17 protein-coding genes and 1 pseudogene are annotated in these 19,885 nt (G+C 42.3%); 16 read left to right on the top strand and 2 right to left on the bottom strand.

The features are described from left to right. Positions 1-45: 45 nt before the first annotated feature. Together MKX80_RS10515 and MKX80_RS10510 are read left to right on the top strand one after the other, a co-directional pair. Positions 46-1,215 (top strand): annotated as a pseudogene (locus MKX80_RS10515) (family 10 glycosylhydrolase); the annotation flags it as partial. Between the two features lie 144 nt (positions 1,216-1,359). Continuing rightward, complete coding sequence (locus MKX80_RS10510; protein WP_154998951.1) at positions 1,360-2,217, top strand: RhaT/GlcU family sugar-proton symporter; 858 nt, start codon at positions 1,360-1,362, stop codon at positions 2,215-2,217. Between the two features lie 22 nt (positions 2,218-2,239). Here MKX80_RS10510 and MKX80_RS10505 read toward each other — a convergent pair whose 3' ends face one another. Next, positions 2,240-2,965 (bottom strand): endonuclease/exonuclease/phosphatase family protein, encoded by a 726-nt coding sequence (locus tag MKX80_RS10505; protein WP_216928783.1) that lies wholly within the window; start codon positions 2,963-2,965, stop codon positions 2,240-2,242. 123 nt (positions 2,966-3,088) lie between these two features. On the opposite strand from MKX80_RS10505, the gene MKX80_RS10500 reads away from it, so the two are divergent. The 4 genes from MKX80_RS10500 (at position 3,089) to arsC (ending at position 6,113) form a co-directional block, all read left to right on the top strand. After that, positions 3,089-3,682: a YdeI family protein gene (locus MKX80_RS10500; RefSeq protein ID WP_268324025.1), complete on the top strand. Its 594-nt coding sequence runs from the start codon at positions 3,089-3,091 to the stop codon at positions 3,680-3,682. A 222-nt stretch (positions 3,683-3,904) separates the two neighbouring features. Continuing rightward, complete coding sequence (locus MKX80_RS10495) at positions 3,905-4,252, top strand: metalloregulator ArsR/SmtB family transcription factor (RefSeq protein WP_154998945.1); 348 nt, start codon at positions 3,905-3,907, stop codon at positions 4,250-4,252. Positions 4,253-4,378: 126 nt separating this feature from the next. Next, on the top strand, positions 4,379-5,671 hold the full coding sequence (locus MKX80_RS10490) for an arsenic transporter (protein WP_154998993.1): 1,293 nt from the start codon (positions 4,379-4,381) through the stop codon (positions 5,669-5,671). A gap of 22 nt (positions 5,672-5,693) precedes the next feature. Continuing rightward, positions 5,694-6,113, top strand: a complete 420-nt coding sequence (gene arsC / locus MKX80_RS10485; protein WP_154998943.1) for an arsenate reductase (thioredoxin) — start codon at positions 5,694-5,696, stop codon at positions 6,111-6,113. A gap of 216 nt (positions 6,114-6,329) precedes the next feature. Here the strand turns inward: arsC and MKX80_RS10480 are convergent, their stop codons facing one another. Further along, positions 6,330-7,340 (bottom strand): LacI family DNA-binding transcriptional regulator, encoded by a 1,011-nt coding sequence (locus tag MKX80_RS10480; protein WP_268324024.1) that lies wholly within the window; start codon positions 7,338-7,340, stop codon positions 6,330-6,332. A gap of 458 nt (positions 7,341-7,798) precedes the next feature. Here MKX80_RS10480 and MKX80_RS10475 point away from each other — a divergent pair, with 458 nt between their 5' ends. The 10 genes from MKX80_RS10475 (at position 7,799) to MKX80_RS10430 (ending at position 19,749) form a co-directional block, all read left to right on the top strand. Then, positions 7,799-8,809 carry a TRAP transporter substrate-binding protein gene (locus tag MKX80_RS10475; RefSeq protein ID WP_154998939.1) on the top strand — a complete coding sequence of 337 codons (1,011 nt, stop codon included), beginning with the start codon at positions 7,799-7,801 and terminating at the stop codon, positions 8,807-8,809. A 50-nt stretch (positions 8,810-8,859) separates the two neighbouring features. Next, on the top strand, positions 8,860-9,375 hold the full coding sequence (locus MKX80_RS10470; protein ID WP_182070588.1) for a TRAP transporter small permease: 516 nt from the start codon (positions 8,860-8,862) through the stop codon (positions 9,373-9,375). Positions 9,376-9,413: 38 nt separating this feature from the next. Continuing rightward, positions 9,414-10,709 (top strand): TRAP transporter large permease, encoded by a 1,296-nt coding sequence (locus MKX80_RS10465; RefSeq protein ID WP_268310447.1) that lies wholly within the window; start codon positions 9,414-9,416, stop codon positions 10,707-10,709. Positions 10,710-10,728: 19 nt separating this feature from the next. Then, on the top strand, positions 10,729-13,137 hold the full coding sequence (locus MKX80_RS10460; protein WP_268324023.1) for a glycoside hydrolase family 31 protein: 2,409 nt from the start codon (positions 10,729-10,731) through the stop codon (positions 13,135-13,137). A gap of 243 nt (positions 13,138-13,380) precedes the next feature. Next, entirely contained in the window at positions 13,381-14,451 is a 1,071-nt protein-coding gene (gene uxuA / locus MKX80_RS10455; protein ID WP_268324022.1) for a mannonate dehydratase, read from the top strand. 37 nt (positions 14,452-14,488) lie between these two features. Beyond that, positions 14,489-15,340 (top strand): SDR family oxidoreductase, encoded by an 852-nt coding sequence (locus MKX80_RS10450; protein WP_044790253.1) that lies wholly within the window; start codon positions 14,489-14,491, stop codon positions 15,338-15,340. Between the two features lie 288 nt (positions 15,341-15,628). After that, on the top strand, positions 15,629-16,003 hold the full coding sequence (locus MKX80_RS10445; RefSeq protein WP_154995424.1) for a GntR family transcriptional regulator: 375 nt from the start codon (positions 15,629-15,631) through the stop codon (positions 16,001-16,003). Positions 16,004-16,005: 2 nt separating this feature from the next. Further along, the gene (locus MKX80_RS10440; RefSeq protein ID WP_154995422.1) at positions 16,006-16,884 is read left to right on the top strand and encodes an ABC transporter ATP-binding protein; all 879 of its coding nucleotides are present in this window, start codon (positions 16,006-16,008) and stop codon (positions 16,882-16,884) included. Further along, on the top strand, positions 16,868-17,524 hold the full coding sequence (locus tag MKX80_RS10435; protein WP_154995420.1) for an ABC-2 transporter permease: 657 nt from the start codon (positions 16,868-16,870) through the stop codon (positions 17,522-17,524). The genes MKX80_RS10440 and MKX80_RS10435 overlap by 17 nt, the downstream gene beginning before the upstream one ends. Before the next feature lie 281 nt (positions 17,525-17,805). Next, positions 17,806-19,749: a BglG family transcription antiterminator gene (locus MKX80_RS10430; RefSeq protein WP_268310449.1), complete on the top strand. Its 1,944-nt coding sequence runs from the start codon at positions 17,806-17,808 to the stop codon at positions 19,747-19,749. Positions 19,750-19,885: the final 136 nt, after the last annotated feature.

The raw sequence follows: 19,885 nt of genomic DNA, 5'->3' as shown, positions 1-19,885 counted from the left end.
AGTTCTGATTTTTCCAAAGGGGAGATGTTCATGAAAGAAAAGAGCGCAAATTGCGAAACAAAAGAATTTCGGGCAGTGTGGATCGCCACCGTCACAAACATTGACTGGCCTTCGAAAAAAGGACTGACAATCGAAGAGCAAAAAACAGAGTATGTGAAGCTTTTGGATGATGTGACAGCAATGGGGATGAACGCGGTTGTCGTTCAAATTAAGCCGGCGGCGGATGCGTTTTATCCTTCCGCATACGGGCCGTGGTCGGAATACTTAACAGGTGTTCAAGGAAAAGACCCTGGATATGATCCGCTGTCATTTTTGCTCGAAGAAACCCACCGGAGAAAACTTGAATTTCATGCATGGTTCAACCCTTATCGGATCACGATGAATCATACCGATTTGAACAGGCTGTCACACGATCACCCGGCCAGAACGCACCCCGACTGGGTCGTTGCCTACGGCAGACAGCTGTATTACAATCCCGGCATCCCTGAGGCTCAGGAATTCATTGTCCAAGGCATAGCGGAAGTCGTCAAGAATTACCCAGTCGACGCCGTTCATATGGATGACTATTTTTATCCATATAAAATTGCGGGCGTCGAATTTCCCGACTTGAGCACGTATGAACAATATGGAAAGGACCGGTTTTCAAATATTGAAGATTGGCGGAGGGACAACGTCAACCAGCTTGTCAAACAGATCAACGCTGCCGTCAAAAAAGAGAGAGCATCGGTCAAATTTGGAATCAGCCCCTTCGGTGTATGGCGAAATATAGCAGATGATCCGACGGGATCGAATACAGCCGCCGGAATGACAAACTATGACGACCTTTACGCTGACACGAGGGAATGGATCAGACAGGGATACATCGATTACATCGCCCCGCAAATCTACTGGAGCATCGGCTTTGCCCCGGCTTCCTACGACATTTTAGTGGACTGGTGGAAAAATGAAGTCAGCCAACGCCCCGTTCATTTATACATCGGACAAGCAGCCTATAAAATCAATCAAAACTCAGATCCCGCCTGGTCAGATCCTGAAGAATATCCGCGACAGATCGCCTTAAACCGCGCCTCAAGTGTGTTGGGAAGCATCCATTTCAGCCTGAAAGATTTAAACCGGAACCCGCTTGGCATAAAAGACAGGCTGATTCAGGACTTGTACAAAAAACCGGCAGTTATACCAGGTATGCCTTGGCTTGGCAGTGTAAACAGCAAACAGTGAAAACTGATATTTTAGTGATACGGGCCGCCGATAACAGTACCAATCCATTTTGACAACGTTCAAAATGGATTTTTTGTGTTAAAAATCGCATGTATAGTGCACCTTAATAGATAAAAACAAGGAAAGAAAGGTTTAAATCAAATGGACATTTTCTTAGCGATTTTACCAGCGATTTTCTGGGGAAGCATCGTGCTCTTTAATGTAAAGCTTGGGGGCGGACCGTACAGCCAGGTGCTCGGTACGACATTCGGCGCTTTAATTTTTTCAATCGGAATCTATTTCGTCGTCCAGCCTGAATTATCCCCCCGTATATTTGCCGTCGGCGTCGTCTCCGGACTATTTTGGGCACTCGGCCAGACCAATCAGCTGAAAAGCATCAAGCTGATCGGCGTATCTAAAACGATGCCGATCTCGACAGGGCTTCAGCTCGTATCCACTTCTTTGTTCGGCGTGCTTGTTTTTCGCGAGTGGGCAACGACAATCTCGATCATTCTCGGCGTTTTGGCGCTGATTTTTATCATCGTGGGAATCGTGCTGACATCGCTGGAAGACCGCAGCCAAAAAACGGAGGAAAAAACCGGCGACATGAAAAAGGGAATCGTGATTTTGCTGATTTCAACATTCGGCTATCTCGTATATGTTGTCGTCGTCCGGCTTTTTGATGTCAGCGGCTGGGCGGCTCTTTTTCCTCAGGCTATCGGCATGGTTGCCGGCGGCTTGATCTTGACATTCAGGCATAAGCCGTTTAATTTTTACGTCATCAAAAATATCATTCCGGGTTTAATCTGGGCAGCGGGAAACATGTTTTTATTCATTTCCCAGCCGCGGGTCGGCGTAGCGACCAGCTTTTCGCTATCGCAGATGGGGATCGTCATCTCAACGCTCGGCGGCATTATTTTACTCGGCGAAAAGAAAACGAAGCGGCAGCTGATCGGTATCGCCATCGGCATCATCCTGATTGTCGCAGCCGGCGTTTTACTGGGCATTGCAAAAGCATAAGGACGGCTTCTGAAGCCGTCCTTTAATATGTGACGCTGCCCTTAAGCGGCAGATGGTCGGAAGTGCTCGGATCAACGGCGACAACTTCAGCCGCTGTCACATGAAAAGACGGACTGAGAAAGATGTAGTCCAAGCGCCGTCTCGGGCGGTGGGAAGGGTAGGTGAACCCCTGTCCGTATTGACTTTCCTCCCACAGGTCGGCCAGTTTTTCCGCGACCTTTGTCCATCCCCGTGAATAAGGTTTCATATTAAAGTCTCCCATGACGATCACAGGCAGATCGCTCTCTTGGACCCTCTCGATTAAAAAATCCGTCTGCTTGCCGTGAAGCCACGGATTCAGACTCAGATGCGTAACAAAGACGCGAAAGAGCCGATCGCCGATCCGGACATCAGCCTCAAGAAGAGACCTTCCTTCGACCAACCCTTTGACAAAGTTAAATGAATGATGCTGTTCTTTCACAATCGGAAAACGCGTTAATAGGGCATTCCCGTATTGCCTTTTCACAGAAGAATCATCAGAACTCAATGAAAGGGAGGGGCAGTACGCATAGTGCATGTTCAATTGTTCTGCAAGCCGGCCGATTTGGTCTTCGTAATCGCTTCTCTTGGAGTAATGCCGATCCACTTCATTAAGGCCGATGATGTCGCAGCCGCTTTGAGCGATCACACCAGCCGTTCTTTCTAAATCAACGCGACGGTCCCTTCCCTTTCCATGATGGATATTAAACGTCATGATGCCAAATTTCATAATCATCCCGCCTCTTCTTTAAGCTAAGCATATTGTCTCTCCGGAACGATTAAAATATTTCAGCTGTCGGCGGAGCGAGATTAGGTTAAAATGACATTATGACATAAAGAGGAGTGTTCCTTGATGACAAATAGCAGAACGAATCCAAAGGTTGATGAATTTTTAAACAAAACCGAAAAGTGGCAGGAAGAGTTTGAGAAGCTGCGTCAAATCGTTCTTGACTGTGAGCTGAACGAAGACTTCAAGTGGAAGCATCCTTGTTACACGTTTGAGAAAAAAAACATCGTATTAATCCATGGATTTAAAGAATATTGTGCACTTCTGTTTCACAAAGGCGCATTGTTAAAGGACCCCAACGGGATTCTCATCCAGCAAACGGAGAATGTACAAGCCGCGCGGCAGATTCGATTCACCAATGTACAAGAAATAGCTGAAATGGAAACCATCTTGAAAGCTTATATAAATGAAGCCATTGAAGTTGAAAAAGCCGGTTTGCAAGTGAATTTTAAAAAGGGTGCAGAATATACAATTCCGGAAGAGCTTCAAAAAAAATTCGCTGAAATCCCGGCTTTAAAAACGGCTTTTGAAGAATTGACGCCGGGACGGCAAAGAGCATATATTCTTTATTTTTCTAAACCAAAACAATCCAAAACCCGAGAGTCGAGGATTGAAAAATATACACAGCAAATTCTCGATGGAAAGGGATTGAATGACTAGTCTACCGTTTTCATGGGAGAGGCGAATCTTAACCATATGGCCGAAGAAGCGGCGAAATGATTTGAGAAAAAGCCTCCGAGTCCTCAAAGGCTTTTCCTGTTCACAGTATGATGCTGTCACAAGCTCCATGCCTTGGTGATCACCGCTTGATTATATAAAAAGACATTTATATAATGGATGCAATATACCGGCTGCAAAGCGCCTGAGATTGGAGGGAGTGTCATGACCGTACAAACGAAGCTTGATTCGAAAAGCACTGTGAGCTGCATGAAAATATTGAGCGATTCTACCCGGCTCTTGATTCTGAAGCTGCTCCAGGAGAAACCATATTGCGTCTGCCAGTTTGTCGATATGTTTGAAACAAGCCAGCCCGCAATAAGCCAGCATTTACGAAAGCTGAAAAGTGCAAATATGATCAAGGAAGAAAGAAGGGAGCAATGGCGTTTTTATTCGCTTCATGACGACTTTCCGGAGCGCGAATTGGTCCTTGCCATTCTCAATCAGATCGATGAACACGATGAGGTTCTTCAAACCATTAAAAGAAAAGAAAGGCCTGTTTCGTGCAGTTAAAAAAGAAGAGGGAGGACGGTTCCCTCTTTTTCATTTGCATTTCTTATATAAGCATTGACTTATATAAAGATTTTATTATAAGATATGTCCGGAGAGGAAACCTATGAAGGGGGCGTATAGACGATGATGACGGTCTTAGCCATTTTGATTTTTCTGCTGACCCTTACACTTGTCATTTGGCAGCCGAAAAATCTTTCCATCGGCTGGTCGGCCTGCGGAGGTGCGGTGCTGGCTTTAATCGCCGGGGTCGTCAATTTTCAGGATGTATTAGATGTGACGGGAATCGTATGGAATGCGACTTTGGCATTTGTCGCGATCATCATCATCTCCCTGATTCTTGATGAAATCGGATTTTTCGAATGGGCCGCCCTGCACATGGCCAAGGCGGCCAAAGGGAACGGCATTCGGATGTTTGTCTATGTCTCCCTGCTGGGAGCTGTAGTAGCCGCGCTGTTTGCCAATGACGGAGCTGCTTTAATTTTGACGCCGATCGTGCTTGCGATGGTACGCGCGTTAAACTTTCAAGAAAAGCTCGTTTTTCCTTTTATTATCGCAAGCGGATTTATCGCGGATACGACATCGCTGCCGCTTGTCGTCAGCAACCTTGTCAATATTGTCTCAGCGGACTTTTTCAACATCGGATTTATCGAATATGCAACAAGAATGATTGTTCCAAACCTGTTTTCGCTTATTGCAAGCATCATCGTGCTTTTTTTGTTTTTTAGAAAAAGCATTCCGCGGCATTATGACATGACAAATGTAAAACAACCGGCAGAAGCGATTAAAGACAGGAAAATGTTTCGCTTGTCCTGGCTGATATTAGCCGTTTTGCTGGCAGGTTACTTTATCAGCGAGCTGTTCTCAATCCCCGTCTCGATCATCGCAGGCGTGATCGCCGTCATTTTCTTAATCACGGCGACAAACAGCCCCGCGGTGCAGACAAAGAAAGTGCTGAAGGGAGCGCCTTGGGCGATTGTTTTCTTCTCACTCGGGATGTATGTCGTCGTATACGGTTTAAGAAACGCCGGCTTAACAGATGTTCTCTCACAGGTCATACAGACTGTTAGCGATCAAGGGCTGTTTGCCGGAACAATCGGAATGGGCTTTATCGCGGCCATCCTGTCTTCATTCATGAACAATATGCCGACGGTGATGATTGATGCGCTTGCGATTCAGAATACCGACACACACGGGATTCTCAGAGAAGCGCTGATTTACGCCAATGTCATCGGCTCTGATCTCGGTCCGAAAATCACGCCGATCGGCTCCCTGGCGACGCTTTTGTGGCTTCACGTCCTTTCACTGAAAGGCGTAAAGATTTCTTGGGGAACCTATTTTAAAACAGGCGTCATTTTGACCATTCCAACCCTCTTCATCACGCTTGCCGGACTTTATGTGTGGCTGTTGATCATTCATTAAACATGATAGGAGACGATGACCAATGTCAAAAAAGACCATCTATTTTTTATGCACAGGCAACTCCTGCCGCAGCCAAATGGCTGAAGGCTGGGCGAAGAAACACCTCGGAGACGAGTGGAACGTCCACAGTGCAGGGATTGAAGCGCACGGTTTAAACCCGAACGCGGTCAAAGCCATGAGAGAAGCAGGCATCGATATTTCTGAGCAGACGTCCGATATTATTGATCCCGATATCTTACACAACGCAGACCTCGTCATTACGCTGTGCGGGGATGCGGCTGATAAATGCCCGATGACACCTCCGCATGTCAAGCGCGAGCATTGGGGTTTTGACGATCCCGCTAAAGCAGAAGGGACAGAAGAAGAGAAATGGGCATTCTTTCAGCGCGTACGCGATGAAATTGGAGAGCGGATCAAGCGTTTTGCGGAGACAGGAGAATAAATACAAAGCTCAGGTATTGTGTTACCTGAGCTTTGTATTTATTAGAAACATATAAAAACACGTCTGCAACATATATTTTCTATAAAGAAAGAACGTACCCTAAGGCATGCGGCCGTTCATGTAAAAATTCAGAAATCAATGTACCGAGGAATTCTGTAAAATCCATTGCCATCAGCTTTTAAAAGAAAAGATGACCTGAAAAACTCGTCTTAAATGTTACTTGTTTTCTTCACCTAAAACTGCTGGAGAAGCGCATGACATTCTTACGTTTAATTCAGGGTCCATTTTTTGAGTTAATGGTATTGAGCCCGGCTCACGAATAAGAGACAGCAGAGAATCGACCATTTTGTGAGCCAATTGATCGATTGGAACCCCTACGCTCGTCAGCGGGGTTTCAAGGCTTGCCATTTGAGGAATATTATCATAAGAAATTAAAGATAGGTCTTCGGGTATACTGAGCTGTTGTTCCTTTACGGCTCGTAAAATCCCTACACTGATATCGTAGCTTCCGCTAATGATTGCTGTAGGTTTTGGGGTTAGTTGTAATAGTTTTTTCGCAGCGGTGTAACCGTTATACCAGCTTAACCCATTAGTATTTAAAATACTGTTTCGACTTAATTTCAAACCGGCTTCCATCATAACCTCTTCAAACCCTTTGCTTTTTTCAACCTGACGCTTGTCGGCAGGGGAGAGGTCGCCGACGTAGCTAATGTTTTTGTGGCCAAGTTGATACAGATACGCAACGGCTTTGTAAATTGCTTTTTTATGATTGACATCAATAATAGGATGTGTATGTTCACCAGACACTCCGTAAGATAAGATAGGAATAGTTAATCCAGTATCATCACTAAGCTGAGTTTCGCCGCCTTCTTCAAAAATCATAATTCCATCCACGCGAAAACTCTTAAACAATTCCACTGCCTCTTTAGCTCTGTTAACAGATAAAATCATTGAATAGTTGTTCTTTTCGACCACTTCATTTATTTTAGTAACAAGTGCTGATAAAGCGATTCTTTCAATGGTAGGCCAGACAAGACCGATCGTTTGACTTTTTTTAGATGCCAAGCTTCTCGCTGCAAAATTCGGACTATACCCTAATTGTTCGGCAACTTGCAAGACCTTTTTCTTTGTATCCGGTTTTACAAGAGGGCTGTTTCTTAAAGCCTTTGAGACTGTTGAATAGCTTACTCCTGAAGCATTGGCGATGTCTTTAATGGTTACAGTCATTTTGGACCCTCCAAAACATCTTTAAAAATATAATATTGCAAATTTTCAAAAATAATTTTATGATAATAAATAACAACGTTGTTATTATAAATGATACATCATAAAATAACAATCATATACATCTTCCGAAGAAAATAACAACGTTGTTAAAGAACTTTTTGGATGATGAAACAACGTTTATTTTTAACAACGTTGTTAAACTTATCGTAAAGGGGGAGAAGTCTGAGAAAAACGATCATCTAATGCACTAAAATATTACACAAATTGTTACAGAACATAATTGGAAACGGGATTCAGGGGATAAACCGAAACATACAATGCAAAAATTTCACATATTCGTTCCCTATTCGAGCGGAATTGTAAACGCTACCAAAAAAATATGGCGATGAAAGAAAACATGAATCGCAATCAATCATTGGTTAGAAAGCAACGGTTATGAGATTCAAGGAGGGTAGTTCATGAGAAAAATGCTATCCGTGTTTTTTGTATGCGCTTTAATCTTTGGAATGCTTACGGGGTGTAAAAGCAGCGATGTAATAGGCGTCGATAAAACCGTAACGTTACGGCTTGCTCACAACCATAATGAGGAACACCCGGTCCACAAGTCTTTACTCAAATTTTCAAAAGACGTAGAAAAGAAAACCAATGGCACCGTTAAAGTGCAAGTGTATCCAAATGCTCAGCTCGGTTCAGAACGTGAAGTGATTGAATTGACGCAGACCGGGGCTGTCGATCTGGCTAAAGTAAGTGCAAGCGCTTTAGAAAGTTTTTCAGAGGTCTACTCCATCTTCAGCTTGCCTTATTTATTTGACAGCAAACATCATTTCTATGAAGCCATGGACAGTGATATTGCAAAAGAAATGTATGATACAACGAAAAACATAGGGTTTATTGGATTAACCTACTATGATGCCGGTTCGCGGAACTTTTACACAAAGAACAAACCGATTATGCACCCAAATGACCTTAAAGGTTTAAAAATTCGTGTGCAGCCGAGTGCTACAGCGATTCGAATGGTGGAACTCATGGGTGGAGCACCTACTCCAATGGCTTATGGAGAAGTATATACAGCATTGCAGTCAAGTGTAATCGATGGCACCGAAAACAACGAAATGGCTTTAACAAGCAGCAATCACGGGGAAGTGGCAAAAGAATATTCATACTCAGAACATGCGATCGTTCCGGATATTTTGATCATGAATTTGGACAAAAAGGATCAATTAAGCGAAGAGCAGCAGAATGCGGTGATCGAAGCGGCGAAAGAGTCTACTGAGTATCACAAAATCGTTTGGGCTGAAGAAACTGAAAATGCGGTTAAGAAAGCAAAGGAAATGGGAGTGAAGTTCCACAAGCCAGACAAGACTCCATTCCGGGATGCGGTAAGCCCGCTTCATGATGAGTTTGCCAAAAAAGAATTGATCGGAAAATACTATAGGGAAATTCGTGCGAAAGCTAAAAAAGTAAAATGACTCTGGATGAATGAGCGACTCAAATATTTTTCGATAAGGGAGGGATGTATATGCTAGCTTTAAAAAAAGCAGTGAATAAAACGATTGAATGTTTGACTTGCACACTAATGGCCATCATGGTTTTGGTTGCGATATGGCAAGTATTTACTCGATATATACTAAATTCTCCTAGTACGTTTTCAGAAGAATTTTTACGCTATTCACTGATATGGATTTCTATGTTGGGCGGTGCCTATGCATTTTGGAAAAAAAAGCACTTGGCGATTGAATTTATCGTTCGAAAACTTCCAATAAAAGCAGCTGTTTTCGTTCATACTTTCATTCAGATTCTTTTGATTGCTTTTGCTCTGATTGTGTTGGTGTTAGGAGGTTCGAAAGCAGTGATCACCACAATGGAGCAATCTTCAGCAGCATTAGGGATACCGGTGGGATTTGTTTATCTATCACTTCCTGTTGCAGGCATACTCATCATTGGATACAGCTTGGCCGGTTTATATGAATCTTTACATGAATTCAATTCAAAACAAAAGTCAGGTGATGATGTAAAAAAAGCAGAAAAGATGTGACGGAGGCTTTTTGAAAACTAAAAAAGAGGTGAAATGATATGGCCATAGCAGCAGGTCTCATTTTATCGGCAGTATTCTTCATATTATTGTTTCTCGGCGTTCCGATTTCTGTAAGTATTGCGGCGGCATCCATTGTGACAATGCTTACCATTTTTCCTTTTGATGTTGCCATTTTCACTTCGGCGCAAAAAATGGTCACTGGAATCGACAGCTTTTCTTTATTAGCGGTGCCGTTCTTCATTTTATCAGGCATTATTATGAATAATGGCGGTATTGCAATGCGGCTCATTAACTTCGCAAAATTGATCAGCGGCAGGCTGCCCGGTTCTCTGGCCCATACAAATGTTGTCGGAAACATGTTATTCGGTTCCATTTCCGGTTCGTCTGTAGCTGCTGCTGCTGCGATCGGCGGGGTCATGTCGCCGCTGCAAGAAAAGGAAGGATATGACCGGACTTACTCTGCCGCAGTAAATATTGCTTCTGCACCAACTGGTTTGCTTATTCCGCCTAGTGGTCTTTTGATCATTTTCTCATTAGTCAGCGGCGGAACATCTGTAGCCGCTTTATTTATGGCGGGTTATTTGCCCGGAATCTTGTGGGGGCTGGCTACGATGGTTGTCGCCTGTATTATTGCAAAAAAGAAAAAATACCCTGTTGCGCCAAAGATTACGATTAGTCAAGGTTTTAAAGTGCTTTTCGATGCGATTCCAAGCCTGTTGCTCATTGTAATCGTAATCGGGGGTATTATCGCCGGTGTATTTACAGCAACTGAAGGAGCAGCAATAGCGGTGGCTTATTCCTTAATGTTATCGCTCTTTTATAGGACATTGAAATGGAAACAGCTCCCCAAAATGCTGCTGGAAACGGTAGAAATCACAGCCGTTATTATGTTTTTGGTTGGGACATCAACGATGCTGTCATTGGTCATGGCGTTTACAGGCATACCGACGGCAATCAGCAATGGAATTTTAGGGATTACAGATAACCCAGTTTTGATCCTGCTGATGATGAATATCATCTTATTAATAATCGGTACATTTATGGACATAACACCGGCTGTATTAATTTTCACTCCAATCTTTCTGCCAATTGTTCAAAGCTTCGGCATGGATCCCGTGCATTTTGGAATTATGATTGTATTTAACCTTTGTATCGGTAATATCACTCCTCCTGTAGGAAGTGCTCTGTTTGTGGGATGCAGCATAGGTAAAGTTGATATTGAACGAGTGGTTATACCGATTCTGCCATTTTATGCTGCGATCATGATCGTCCTTTTAATTGTTACCTACATTCCACAAATCAGCTTAATGCTGCCTCAATTATTTGGTCTTTAAGATAGGAGGCGTCTGTTTAATGTCAATTAAAGAAACCTACATGTTTACATTTATAAAAGACGAGAAAAATGTGCTGCATTTTCATTTAAATGACGGCTATGCACATGCGAAAATATTCATTCTTGAAGAAGATATAATTCGGATTTTGCTGACGGAGGGAGAAGCGTTAACGCTTGAAAAAACGTGGAGTGTAGCGCCTGGACAGATCGATGTGCCATGGGAGGGACGCCATCGTTTAGACATGAGTGGATTTACATTGCCTCAATACGAATTCCAGCAAGTCAAAGATGTTTTTATTGTGAAAACCGGCAAGGTCAAGCTTCATGTTCAATTGAACGGCTTTAGAATCAGCTGGTTTTATCACAATGATTCTGAATGGATCAATGTTGCAAGCGATCGACAAACACAAGGGTATAATTTTGAAGGGGCTTTTGGAAAGGGGGTATACCACTATTTACAACGTGATTTACAGGAACAATATTTTGGATTTGGCGAGAAAACGGGAAACGTCGATAAACACGGGAAACGCTACCGGATGTTAAATATCGATGCGATGGGGTACGACGCAGAGTGGTCAGATCCCCTATACAAACATATCCCATTTTATATTACACGTCATAAGAAAACAGGCATCTCCTATGGAATGTTCTATGATAATCTATCAGCTTCCATTTTTGATATGGGTTCAGAGCTTGATAACTATCATGGACTGTACCGCTACTATCAGGCTGAAAAGGGGGATTTAGACTACTACTTCATAGCCGGTCCGAAAATAAAAGATGTAGTCGAAACATTCTCTTGGCTGACAGGCAAAACGATCTTGCCGCCAAAATGGAGTCTTGGCTATTCAGGCTCTACGATGAGCTATACCGATGCGCCAAATGCACAGGAACAATTAAAAAATTTCGTTCATCTCTGTGAAAAACATGATATGTTATGCGATTCGTTCCAGTTATCGTCAGGATACACATCTATCGGTGATAAACGTTATGTCTTTAACTGGGATAAGAACAAAATCCCTTCTCCAAAAGAGATGGTGCAACACTTCCATGAAAAGGACGTCCGTTTATGCGCCAACATTAAACCGTGCTTGTTAAAGGATCATCCGAAATTTGATGAACTAAAAGAAAAAGAAATGTTCATTGTAAACAGAGAAACACAAAAACCGGAAATGGCCCAATTTTGGGATGATATCGGAGCCTATTTAGACTTCACGAAGCGCCAAACGTTCGACTGGTGGAAGGCTCAAGTAACAGAAAAGCTGTTGGAATACGGAATTGATTCAACTTGGAACGACAATAACGAATTTGAAATATGGAGTCAAAATGCCAAGTGTCACGGCTTCGGCAAAGAAGTGGAATTTGTACTGATCCGCGCGCTTCACCCGCTTTTGATGATGAAAGCGTCTTTCGAAGCTCAGCTAGAATACAACCCGGAATTACGCCCGTACCTGATCTCAAGATCCGGCTGTCCCGGGATGCACCGTTATGCACAAACTTGGACCGGTGACAACCGAACAAGCTGGAAAACATTAAAATTTAACATTAAAACAGGCATCGGTCTAAGTTTATCAGGCATTTACAATTTCGGCCATGATGTCGGCGGATTTTCAGGACCGGCCCCTGAACCGGAGCTATTCGTAAGATGGATTCAAAACGGCATCATGTACCCAAGATTTACAATTCACTCGTGGAACGATGACGGGACAGTAAATGAACCATGGATGTTTCCTGAAACAATCGATGAAATTCGTGAACTCATTAAGTTTAGACATAAGATCATCCCTTACATTTACACCGCGCTATATGAGGCGCACAAACATTATCAGCCGATCATTCGACCGACATTTTATGATTTTGAACATGATGAGAAAACATTTGAAGAAAACGATGAATTTATACTTGGTGAATCTTTGCTGGTTGCATCTGTCGTCGAAAAAGGAATGAGGGAGTGGGAAGTGTATTTACCGAACCATGAAAAAGGCTGGTACGATTTCCATACGGGAACATGGTATGAAGGAGGAAAGACGGTCGTTCTGCCGGCACCATTACATTATACTCCGCTATTAGCGAAAGCGGGAGCGATCGTTCCAGTAAATGATGCAAACTTGACATTCCAAACAAAGAATCAAGATGAAAGAGGATTTTTGTTATTCCCATTCAAAGGTAAAGGAAAATCGACTTATCGTTTGTACGAAGATGATGGGTTAACAAATGAGTATACTCATACATTTGCCTTTATTCATGTCGATATGGAGACAACAGAAGACGGGATTAAACTTTCAATACAAAAAGAAGGAACATACGAGTTATCGTATGATCAACTCACTTTTCACGTACCAAATGGAGAAAAGAGAAAACTGATCGTAAATGGCACAGAGCTGGAAAGCAAGAACAGAAAGTTTTCTTACAGTTTGCCGTGTGATTAAAATATTAAGGCCACATGATGATGATGTTTCCATTACTTGAGCAAGAATCATTGTCCGCAATTACATCCTGGCAAGCTGAATTTTGTCAACTAGAACGATACATGAATCATTATCACGAAAATTTATGTAAGCGGATACTAATCGGCAAATTCTTCTGAAAAAATCGGTCCAATATATTGTTATAGTCATGCGAAATTCTAATATCGAATGTTAAATAATAAGAGGGAAGAGGATGGAAGAACCATGCAAATGACGTTTCGATGGTATGGAGACAGCGATCCGGTCACATTAGAGTATATTCGCCAAATTCCCGGCGTTACTGGAATTGTTTCGGCCATTTATGATATTCCTGTAGGGGAAGCATGGCCTTATGAGAAAATTGTAGAATTAAAAGAAAAAATTGAAAATCATGGTTTATCGTTAAGTGTCATTGAAAGTGTACCTGTCCATGAAGATATTAAATTAGGTCTTCCGACAAGAGATCAATATATTGAAAACTACAAAACGACGATACGGAACTTGGCAAAAGCGGGTGTTAAAATCGTTTGTTATAATTTCATGCCTGTCTTTGACTGGACTCGTTCTTCTTTAGACTATGCACTTGAAGACGGTTCTACAGCGTTAATTTATGAAGAGGAAAAAGTTAGACAAATGAATCCATTACATGGTGAATTAAAACTTCCCGGCTGGGACACAAGCTATGAAGATGGACAGTTAAAGAATCTTTTTCAACAATATCAGCACATTACGGAAGAGGATTTATGGGAAAATCTTTCGTATTTTATTAAAGCGGTTATACCCGTGGCAGAAAATGAACAAGTCAAAATGGCGATTCACCCAGATGATCCGCCATGGCCTATCTTTGAACTGCCTCGAATCATAACGAACAAAGAGAATTTGGAGCGATTGATTAATCTCTATAACAGCTCCTTTAACGGCTTGTGTTTATGCAGCGGGTCGCTGGGTGTGAATTCAACAAATGATATTCCAGAATTGATTCGTTATTTCGGAAAAAAAGGAAAAGTCAACTTTGTTCACCTGAGAAACATTAAGATCATTGGGGAAAAGTCATTTCAAGAATCATCCCACCGTTCAGAAGACGGGTCTTTAGATATGTATGAAATCGTAAGAGCATTAAGAGATATTGACTTCGCCGGACCAGCCAGACCGGATCATGGGAGAATGATTTGGGGAGAGACCGGTAAACCGGGTTATGGTTTATATGACCGGGCGCTGGGTGCAGTGTATTTAAATGGAGTGTGGGAAACATTGACGAAAGAAAAAAAGCGGATAGCCTTTGAATGCAATAAATGAACAAGCACTAACTAAAATGCAGAGACGAGGGATGAATGTGCAGATTCCTTTTCATGTAAACTTGAAAGATAAGGTGGCTGTAGTGACAGGGGGAGGCGGTATTTTATGCAGCTGTTTCGCTAAAGCATTGGCTCAATGCGGGGCAAAAGTAGCTGTAGTCAGCCGAAGAGCTGAATCGGCAGACAGAGTAGCGAAAGAGATCCAAGAAAACGGAGGCGAAGCACTTGCCCTTACAGCAAACGTCCTTGATAAACAAAGCCTTGAACAAGCGAAACAACTAATTAACAGAACCTTCGGCAGATGCAATATTCTAATTAACGGTGCAGGCGGCAACCATCCAAAGGGAACAACAGATAAAGAATATTTATATAAAAAAGACTTGAATACTAAAGAATTGACTACGTTTTTTGATTTAGAAATAGAGGGTGTAAGGTCCGTATTTGATTTAAACTTTCTTGGCACACTGTTAACCACTCAAGTATTTGCAAAAGACATGGCTGATCACGACGGAAGTGTCATCGTTAACATCTCATCCATGAACGCCTATACGCCGCTGACGAAAATTCCCGCCTACAGCGGTGCAAAAGCGGCCGTAAGTAACTTTACCCAATGGCTTGCCGTGCATATGTCAAAAGTCGGAATTCGTGTTAACGCCATTGCCCCAGGCTTTTTTCTTACTGCCCAAAATAGAAGCCTATTACTAAATGAAGATGGAACGTATACGGAGCGAGCACAAAAAATTATCAATCAGACGCCGTTGGATAGATTTGGGGTTCCGGAAGATCTAATCGGAACGTTATTATGGTTGGTAAGCGATAAAGCCTCGCGATTTGTCACTGGAACCATCATACCGGTCGATGGAGGATTCTCCGCCTATTCTGGAGTATAACTAAGGGGGTTAGCTCCAAAAAGCTGATTTTCAACACTGATAAAAATCCCAATTTCTCTGTGTCACATTGAGAAATTGGGATTTATTATTTCAACTTTTCCTTCTTACAAAGAAGAAGATAAACAACATTTTGTATGATCTGCCATGCAGGAAACAGGAGGTTTTCTGCTGCTACGTAATACAAAACCATCGCAAATAATATGCATTGTTTTGTGATTGTTTGACAACAGTGTTATAACTGTTTATATTGTATATATACAGTTATAACGAATAGAGGGATGTTATGCTTTGAATATCATCATTTCAAATTCATCTGATGAACCGATTTATTTGCAGATCGTCAACCAATTAAAAGATCAAATCGTCAAGGGAGAACTCTCGGAGTCTGAGGCGCTCCCTTCGATCAGAAACCTAGCCAAAGAGCTTAAAATCAGCGTGATTACAACAAAAAGAGCCTATGACGAGCTGGAAAGAGAAGGGTTTATCGTCACAGTCGCGGGAAAGGGCTCGTATGTTGCAGCCATCAACAAAGACATGCTTCGAGAAACAAAAGTCAAATTGATTGAAGAACACATAGCAGATGCCGTCGCTGAAGCGAAACAAATCGGCTTAACATACGAGGAACTCCAAGAGATGCTCAAACTGGTTTATGAGGAGTGGTAAAAGTGACCAGCATACTGGAATTAAAAAATGTAACAAAACATTATCAAGATTTCTCTTTAGAAAACATCAACTTCTCGCTTGAAAAAGGGTATATTATGGGTTTTATCGGCCCGAACGGAGCCGGAAAAAGCACGACCATCAAGCTGATCATGAACCTGATTAAAAAAGACGAGGGGGACATCAGCATTTTCGGTCTCAACAATGAAAAGCACAATATAGAGATCAAGCAGAGAATCGGCTTTGTATACGATGAAAATCATTTTTACGAAGAACTGACGCCGAACGAAATGAAAGGAATCATCAGACCGTTTTACAAAAAGTGGGACGAGGCTGTTTTTCAGCGGTACGCAAAAGACTTCCAGCTCCCTTTAAACAAACAGATCAAAAACTTGTCAAAAGGGATGAAGATGAAATTCTCACTGGCGGTCGCACTATCCCATCATGCCGAATTATTGATCATGGATGAACCGACATCAGGACTCGATCCTCTTGTCAGGTCCGAGCTCCTTGACGTGCTGCAAACATTGCTGCAGGACGAAAACAAGTCGATTTTCTTTTCGACGCATATTACCTCTGATTTAGAAAAAGTAGCGGACTATATCACTTTCATTCATAACGGCCGGCTCGTGTTGAGCAAGACAAAGGATGAGCTGTTGGAAGAGTACTGCATTGTAAAAGGAGACCTCGATACGCTGCGCAAAGGGAACGAAGACGCCTTAATCGGCATCAAGAAAAACCGCTATGGTTTTGAAGCGCTCTCCAGAGATAAGCGAAAAGTCGTTCAGCATTTCGGGGATTCCGTCATGATAGAAAAACCGACTTTGGAAGATATTCTGGTATTTTCAACCGGCAGGAGTGATCAACATGTATCATCTAATTAAAAAAGATATTTTAATGCAGAAAAGGGCAATGAAGCTATCGCTGTTATTGATGATTTTTTTCACTTTTACATTGTCGCAGCTTGAGCTTGTCGGATATACAGTCGCAGTTTTGGCTGTCACGTATCAGCTGGCATTAGGCGCAAGCTCCTTAGAAGACAAAAACAACAGTGATAAAATCCTGATCAGCTTGCCTATTAAAAGAAACATCATCGTTTTATCGAAATATGTATCGGTTTATGTCTATACGGCTTATGCCATTCTCTTCTATACTTTGATCAATGCGATCGGACATTTGCTGCACTTGCCGCTTGATTTCCCATTGACATTTTCAGGGGCCATGGGTGCTGTAGTGGCAGTCACTTTATTTAGCTCGATCTCATTTCCGCTGATTTTTAAGTACGGCTATTTGAAGTCCAAAATGGCGAATATCATTATATTTTTCGCCATTATATTTGGAGGGACTGCCTTTTTTAAATTTATAGATGCGGGGGAGAACCTTGCATTGAGCCAAAAACTAACGGCTTTTCTAAGCGAAATGTCAAATGCGGGTACATTCATCCTTTTGGTTGGTGTACTGCTCGTGATGATCTCCGTTTCATATGCGATATCGCTCAGCTTTTATAATAAAAGAGAATTTTAATGTTTAAGGATCGGCGGGAGCAGCTCTGCTGATCCTTTTTCCGTTTCAGAACCGTACAGCTGTTTTACTTCCCCTCACTATCATCTATTATAAAAAATTCCTATAAAAGAAAAAATTCCGAGTTGATAAAAGCATTTTTTCCGGAAGTTTCGGTAAAAAACGAAACTTTTGGCCCTTTTATTTCATTGTATAATGTAAACGGTTACGTATGTAGTATACTTATACTATCATTTCTTTTAAGTGAAACTGACGGGAAGGATAGAAAAACAGGTGAGAAAGATATGAATACGAGGCAAAAAGACATTCTGAATCTGTTGTTATCTGAACCTGATGACTATTTAGTCGTACAAGATTTCGCAGACAGGGTAAAGTGTTCTGAAAAAACGATCAGAAATGATCTGAAAACGATTGAAGATTATCTCAATCAGCATTCTCATGCTCAATTGATTCGCAAACCGGGACTGGGCGTTTATTTGAATATCGAAGATCATGAAAGGGCCCGTTTAAGCCGGCAATTATATACCGAACATCACGCCGCAAAGCAGCAATCTAATGAAGAAAGAATGCTGCAAATCGCTTATCAGTTATTAATGAATCCAAAGCCGGTTTCTGCAAAAGAAATGGCTGCCGAGCACTTCTTAAATAAATCTTCCATCAAAAGGGATTTGAATCAAATCGAAGGTTGGCTCCAGCGGTTTGGCCTCACACTGGTGTCCAAGCAGCGCCTCGGTTTAAAGATCGAAGGAAGTGAAAAAAATAAGAGAAAAGCGCTGGCGCGCATCTCGGAGTTGATTGACAACCCGGAGTTTACAAGCCGATTTATTAAAAGCCAATTTTTAAGCCATGAAGTGGAATTTGTTAAAAACGAAATCAGATCATTGCAAAAGCGCCATTCTTTATATTTCACTGATGAAACGTTCGAAAATTTACTGTTGCATACACTGCTGATGATCCGCCGCATCAAAATGAAACAGCCGATTACCATTTCGCCGGGGGAAATAGATGCAGTCAAAAAGAAAAAAGAATTTCAGTGGACGTTTGCATGTTTAAAACGGCTTGAAGCGGTTTTTGCGATCCGCTTTCCTGAAGAAGAGGCCGTCTATTTAACATTGCATATATTAGGCGGGAAAGTCCGTTACCCATTGCGGAAAGAAGGGGAGAGCGGACTGGAAAACCCTTTGCTTCCAAAGGTTGTCGAATATTTAATCAAACGCGTATCAGAGTTGAAAATGATGGATTTCCGCGAGGACCGGGTTTTGATCAACGGATTGAAAATTCACCTTAATACCGTTTTAAACCGGCTGAACTATGACCTTTCCGTATCAAATCCAATGCTCAACGATATCAAAAAAATGTACCCTTATCTGTTTCATATTGTCATTGATGTCCTTGAAGACATCAACCAAACGTTTTCACTTTCGATTCCCGAGGAAGAAGCCGCCTATCTGACATTGCATTTCCAAGCGGCGATCGAACGCTTCAGCTATGGAAAAGACAAGCATAAAAAAGCGATCATCGTCTGTCACATGGGCATCGGGATGTCACAGCTGCTGCGGACAAAAATTGAACGGAAATTCCACCAAATTGCCGTGATGGACTGCATCGCGAAAGCTGATTTGGCGGACTATACTTCACAACATGAAGATATCGAGCTTGTGATATCAACAGTCAGTCTGGAGGATTTATCAATTCCCCATATCGTTGTATCACCGCTGCTCGAGTCGGCCGATGAGAAAAAGCTCGCCGCTTTTATGAATCAGCTCGGTGAATCGTCCCGGCAAACACAAAAAACGTTTAAAGTGCTGAATGACACGACTCCTTTCCTCGTCTTCCTGCAGCAGGAGTCAGAACACCGCTACAAGCTGATTGAACAGCTGGCAATGGCTTTGTACGAGAAAGGCTATGTAGAAAAAGAATATGCTGTACACGCAGTCATGAGAGAAAAAATGTCGGCGACAAACATCGGAGCGGGCATCGCCATTCCTCACGCGAACGCCAAATTGATTAAACAATCAGCCATTGCGATCGCCACATTAAAAGAGCCGCTTGACTGGGGCTCTGAAAAAGTATCGCTCGTCTTTATGCTCGCTGTCAAACACGAGGATCAAAACATGACAAAACAATTGTTTCAAGAGCTGTCCAGCTTAAGCGAGCAACCGGCTTTCATCCAAAAGCTGACGAAAGAAACAAATGTGATGAAATTCTTATCTTATTTGGATTATTAAAAGCGGGGCGGCGCCCTGCTTTTTTATTTATAGGAAATAAAGCCGATTTTTCCGGAGACTGCGGTAAAAAACAACGCTTTTACACACGGGTTTTTATTATAAAGTAATGACAAGAGCTGCTCATTACTTTAGTTTC

Origin of the sequence: Bacillus sp. FSL K6-0972 (assembly GCF_037976035.1) — a bacterium.
Classification (GTDB): domain Bacteria; phylum Bacillota; class Bacilli; order Bacillales; family Bacillaceae; genus Bacillus; species Bacillus haynesii.
The sequence above is the reverse complement of the archived record's forward strand: the minus strand, read 5'-3'. Positions and strand labels throughout refer to the sequence as shown.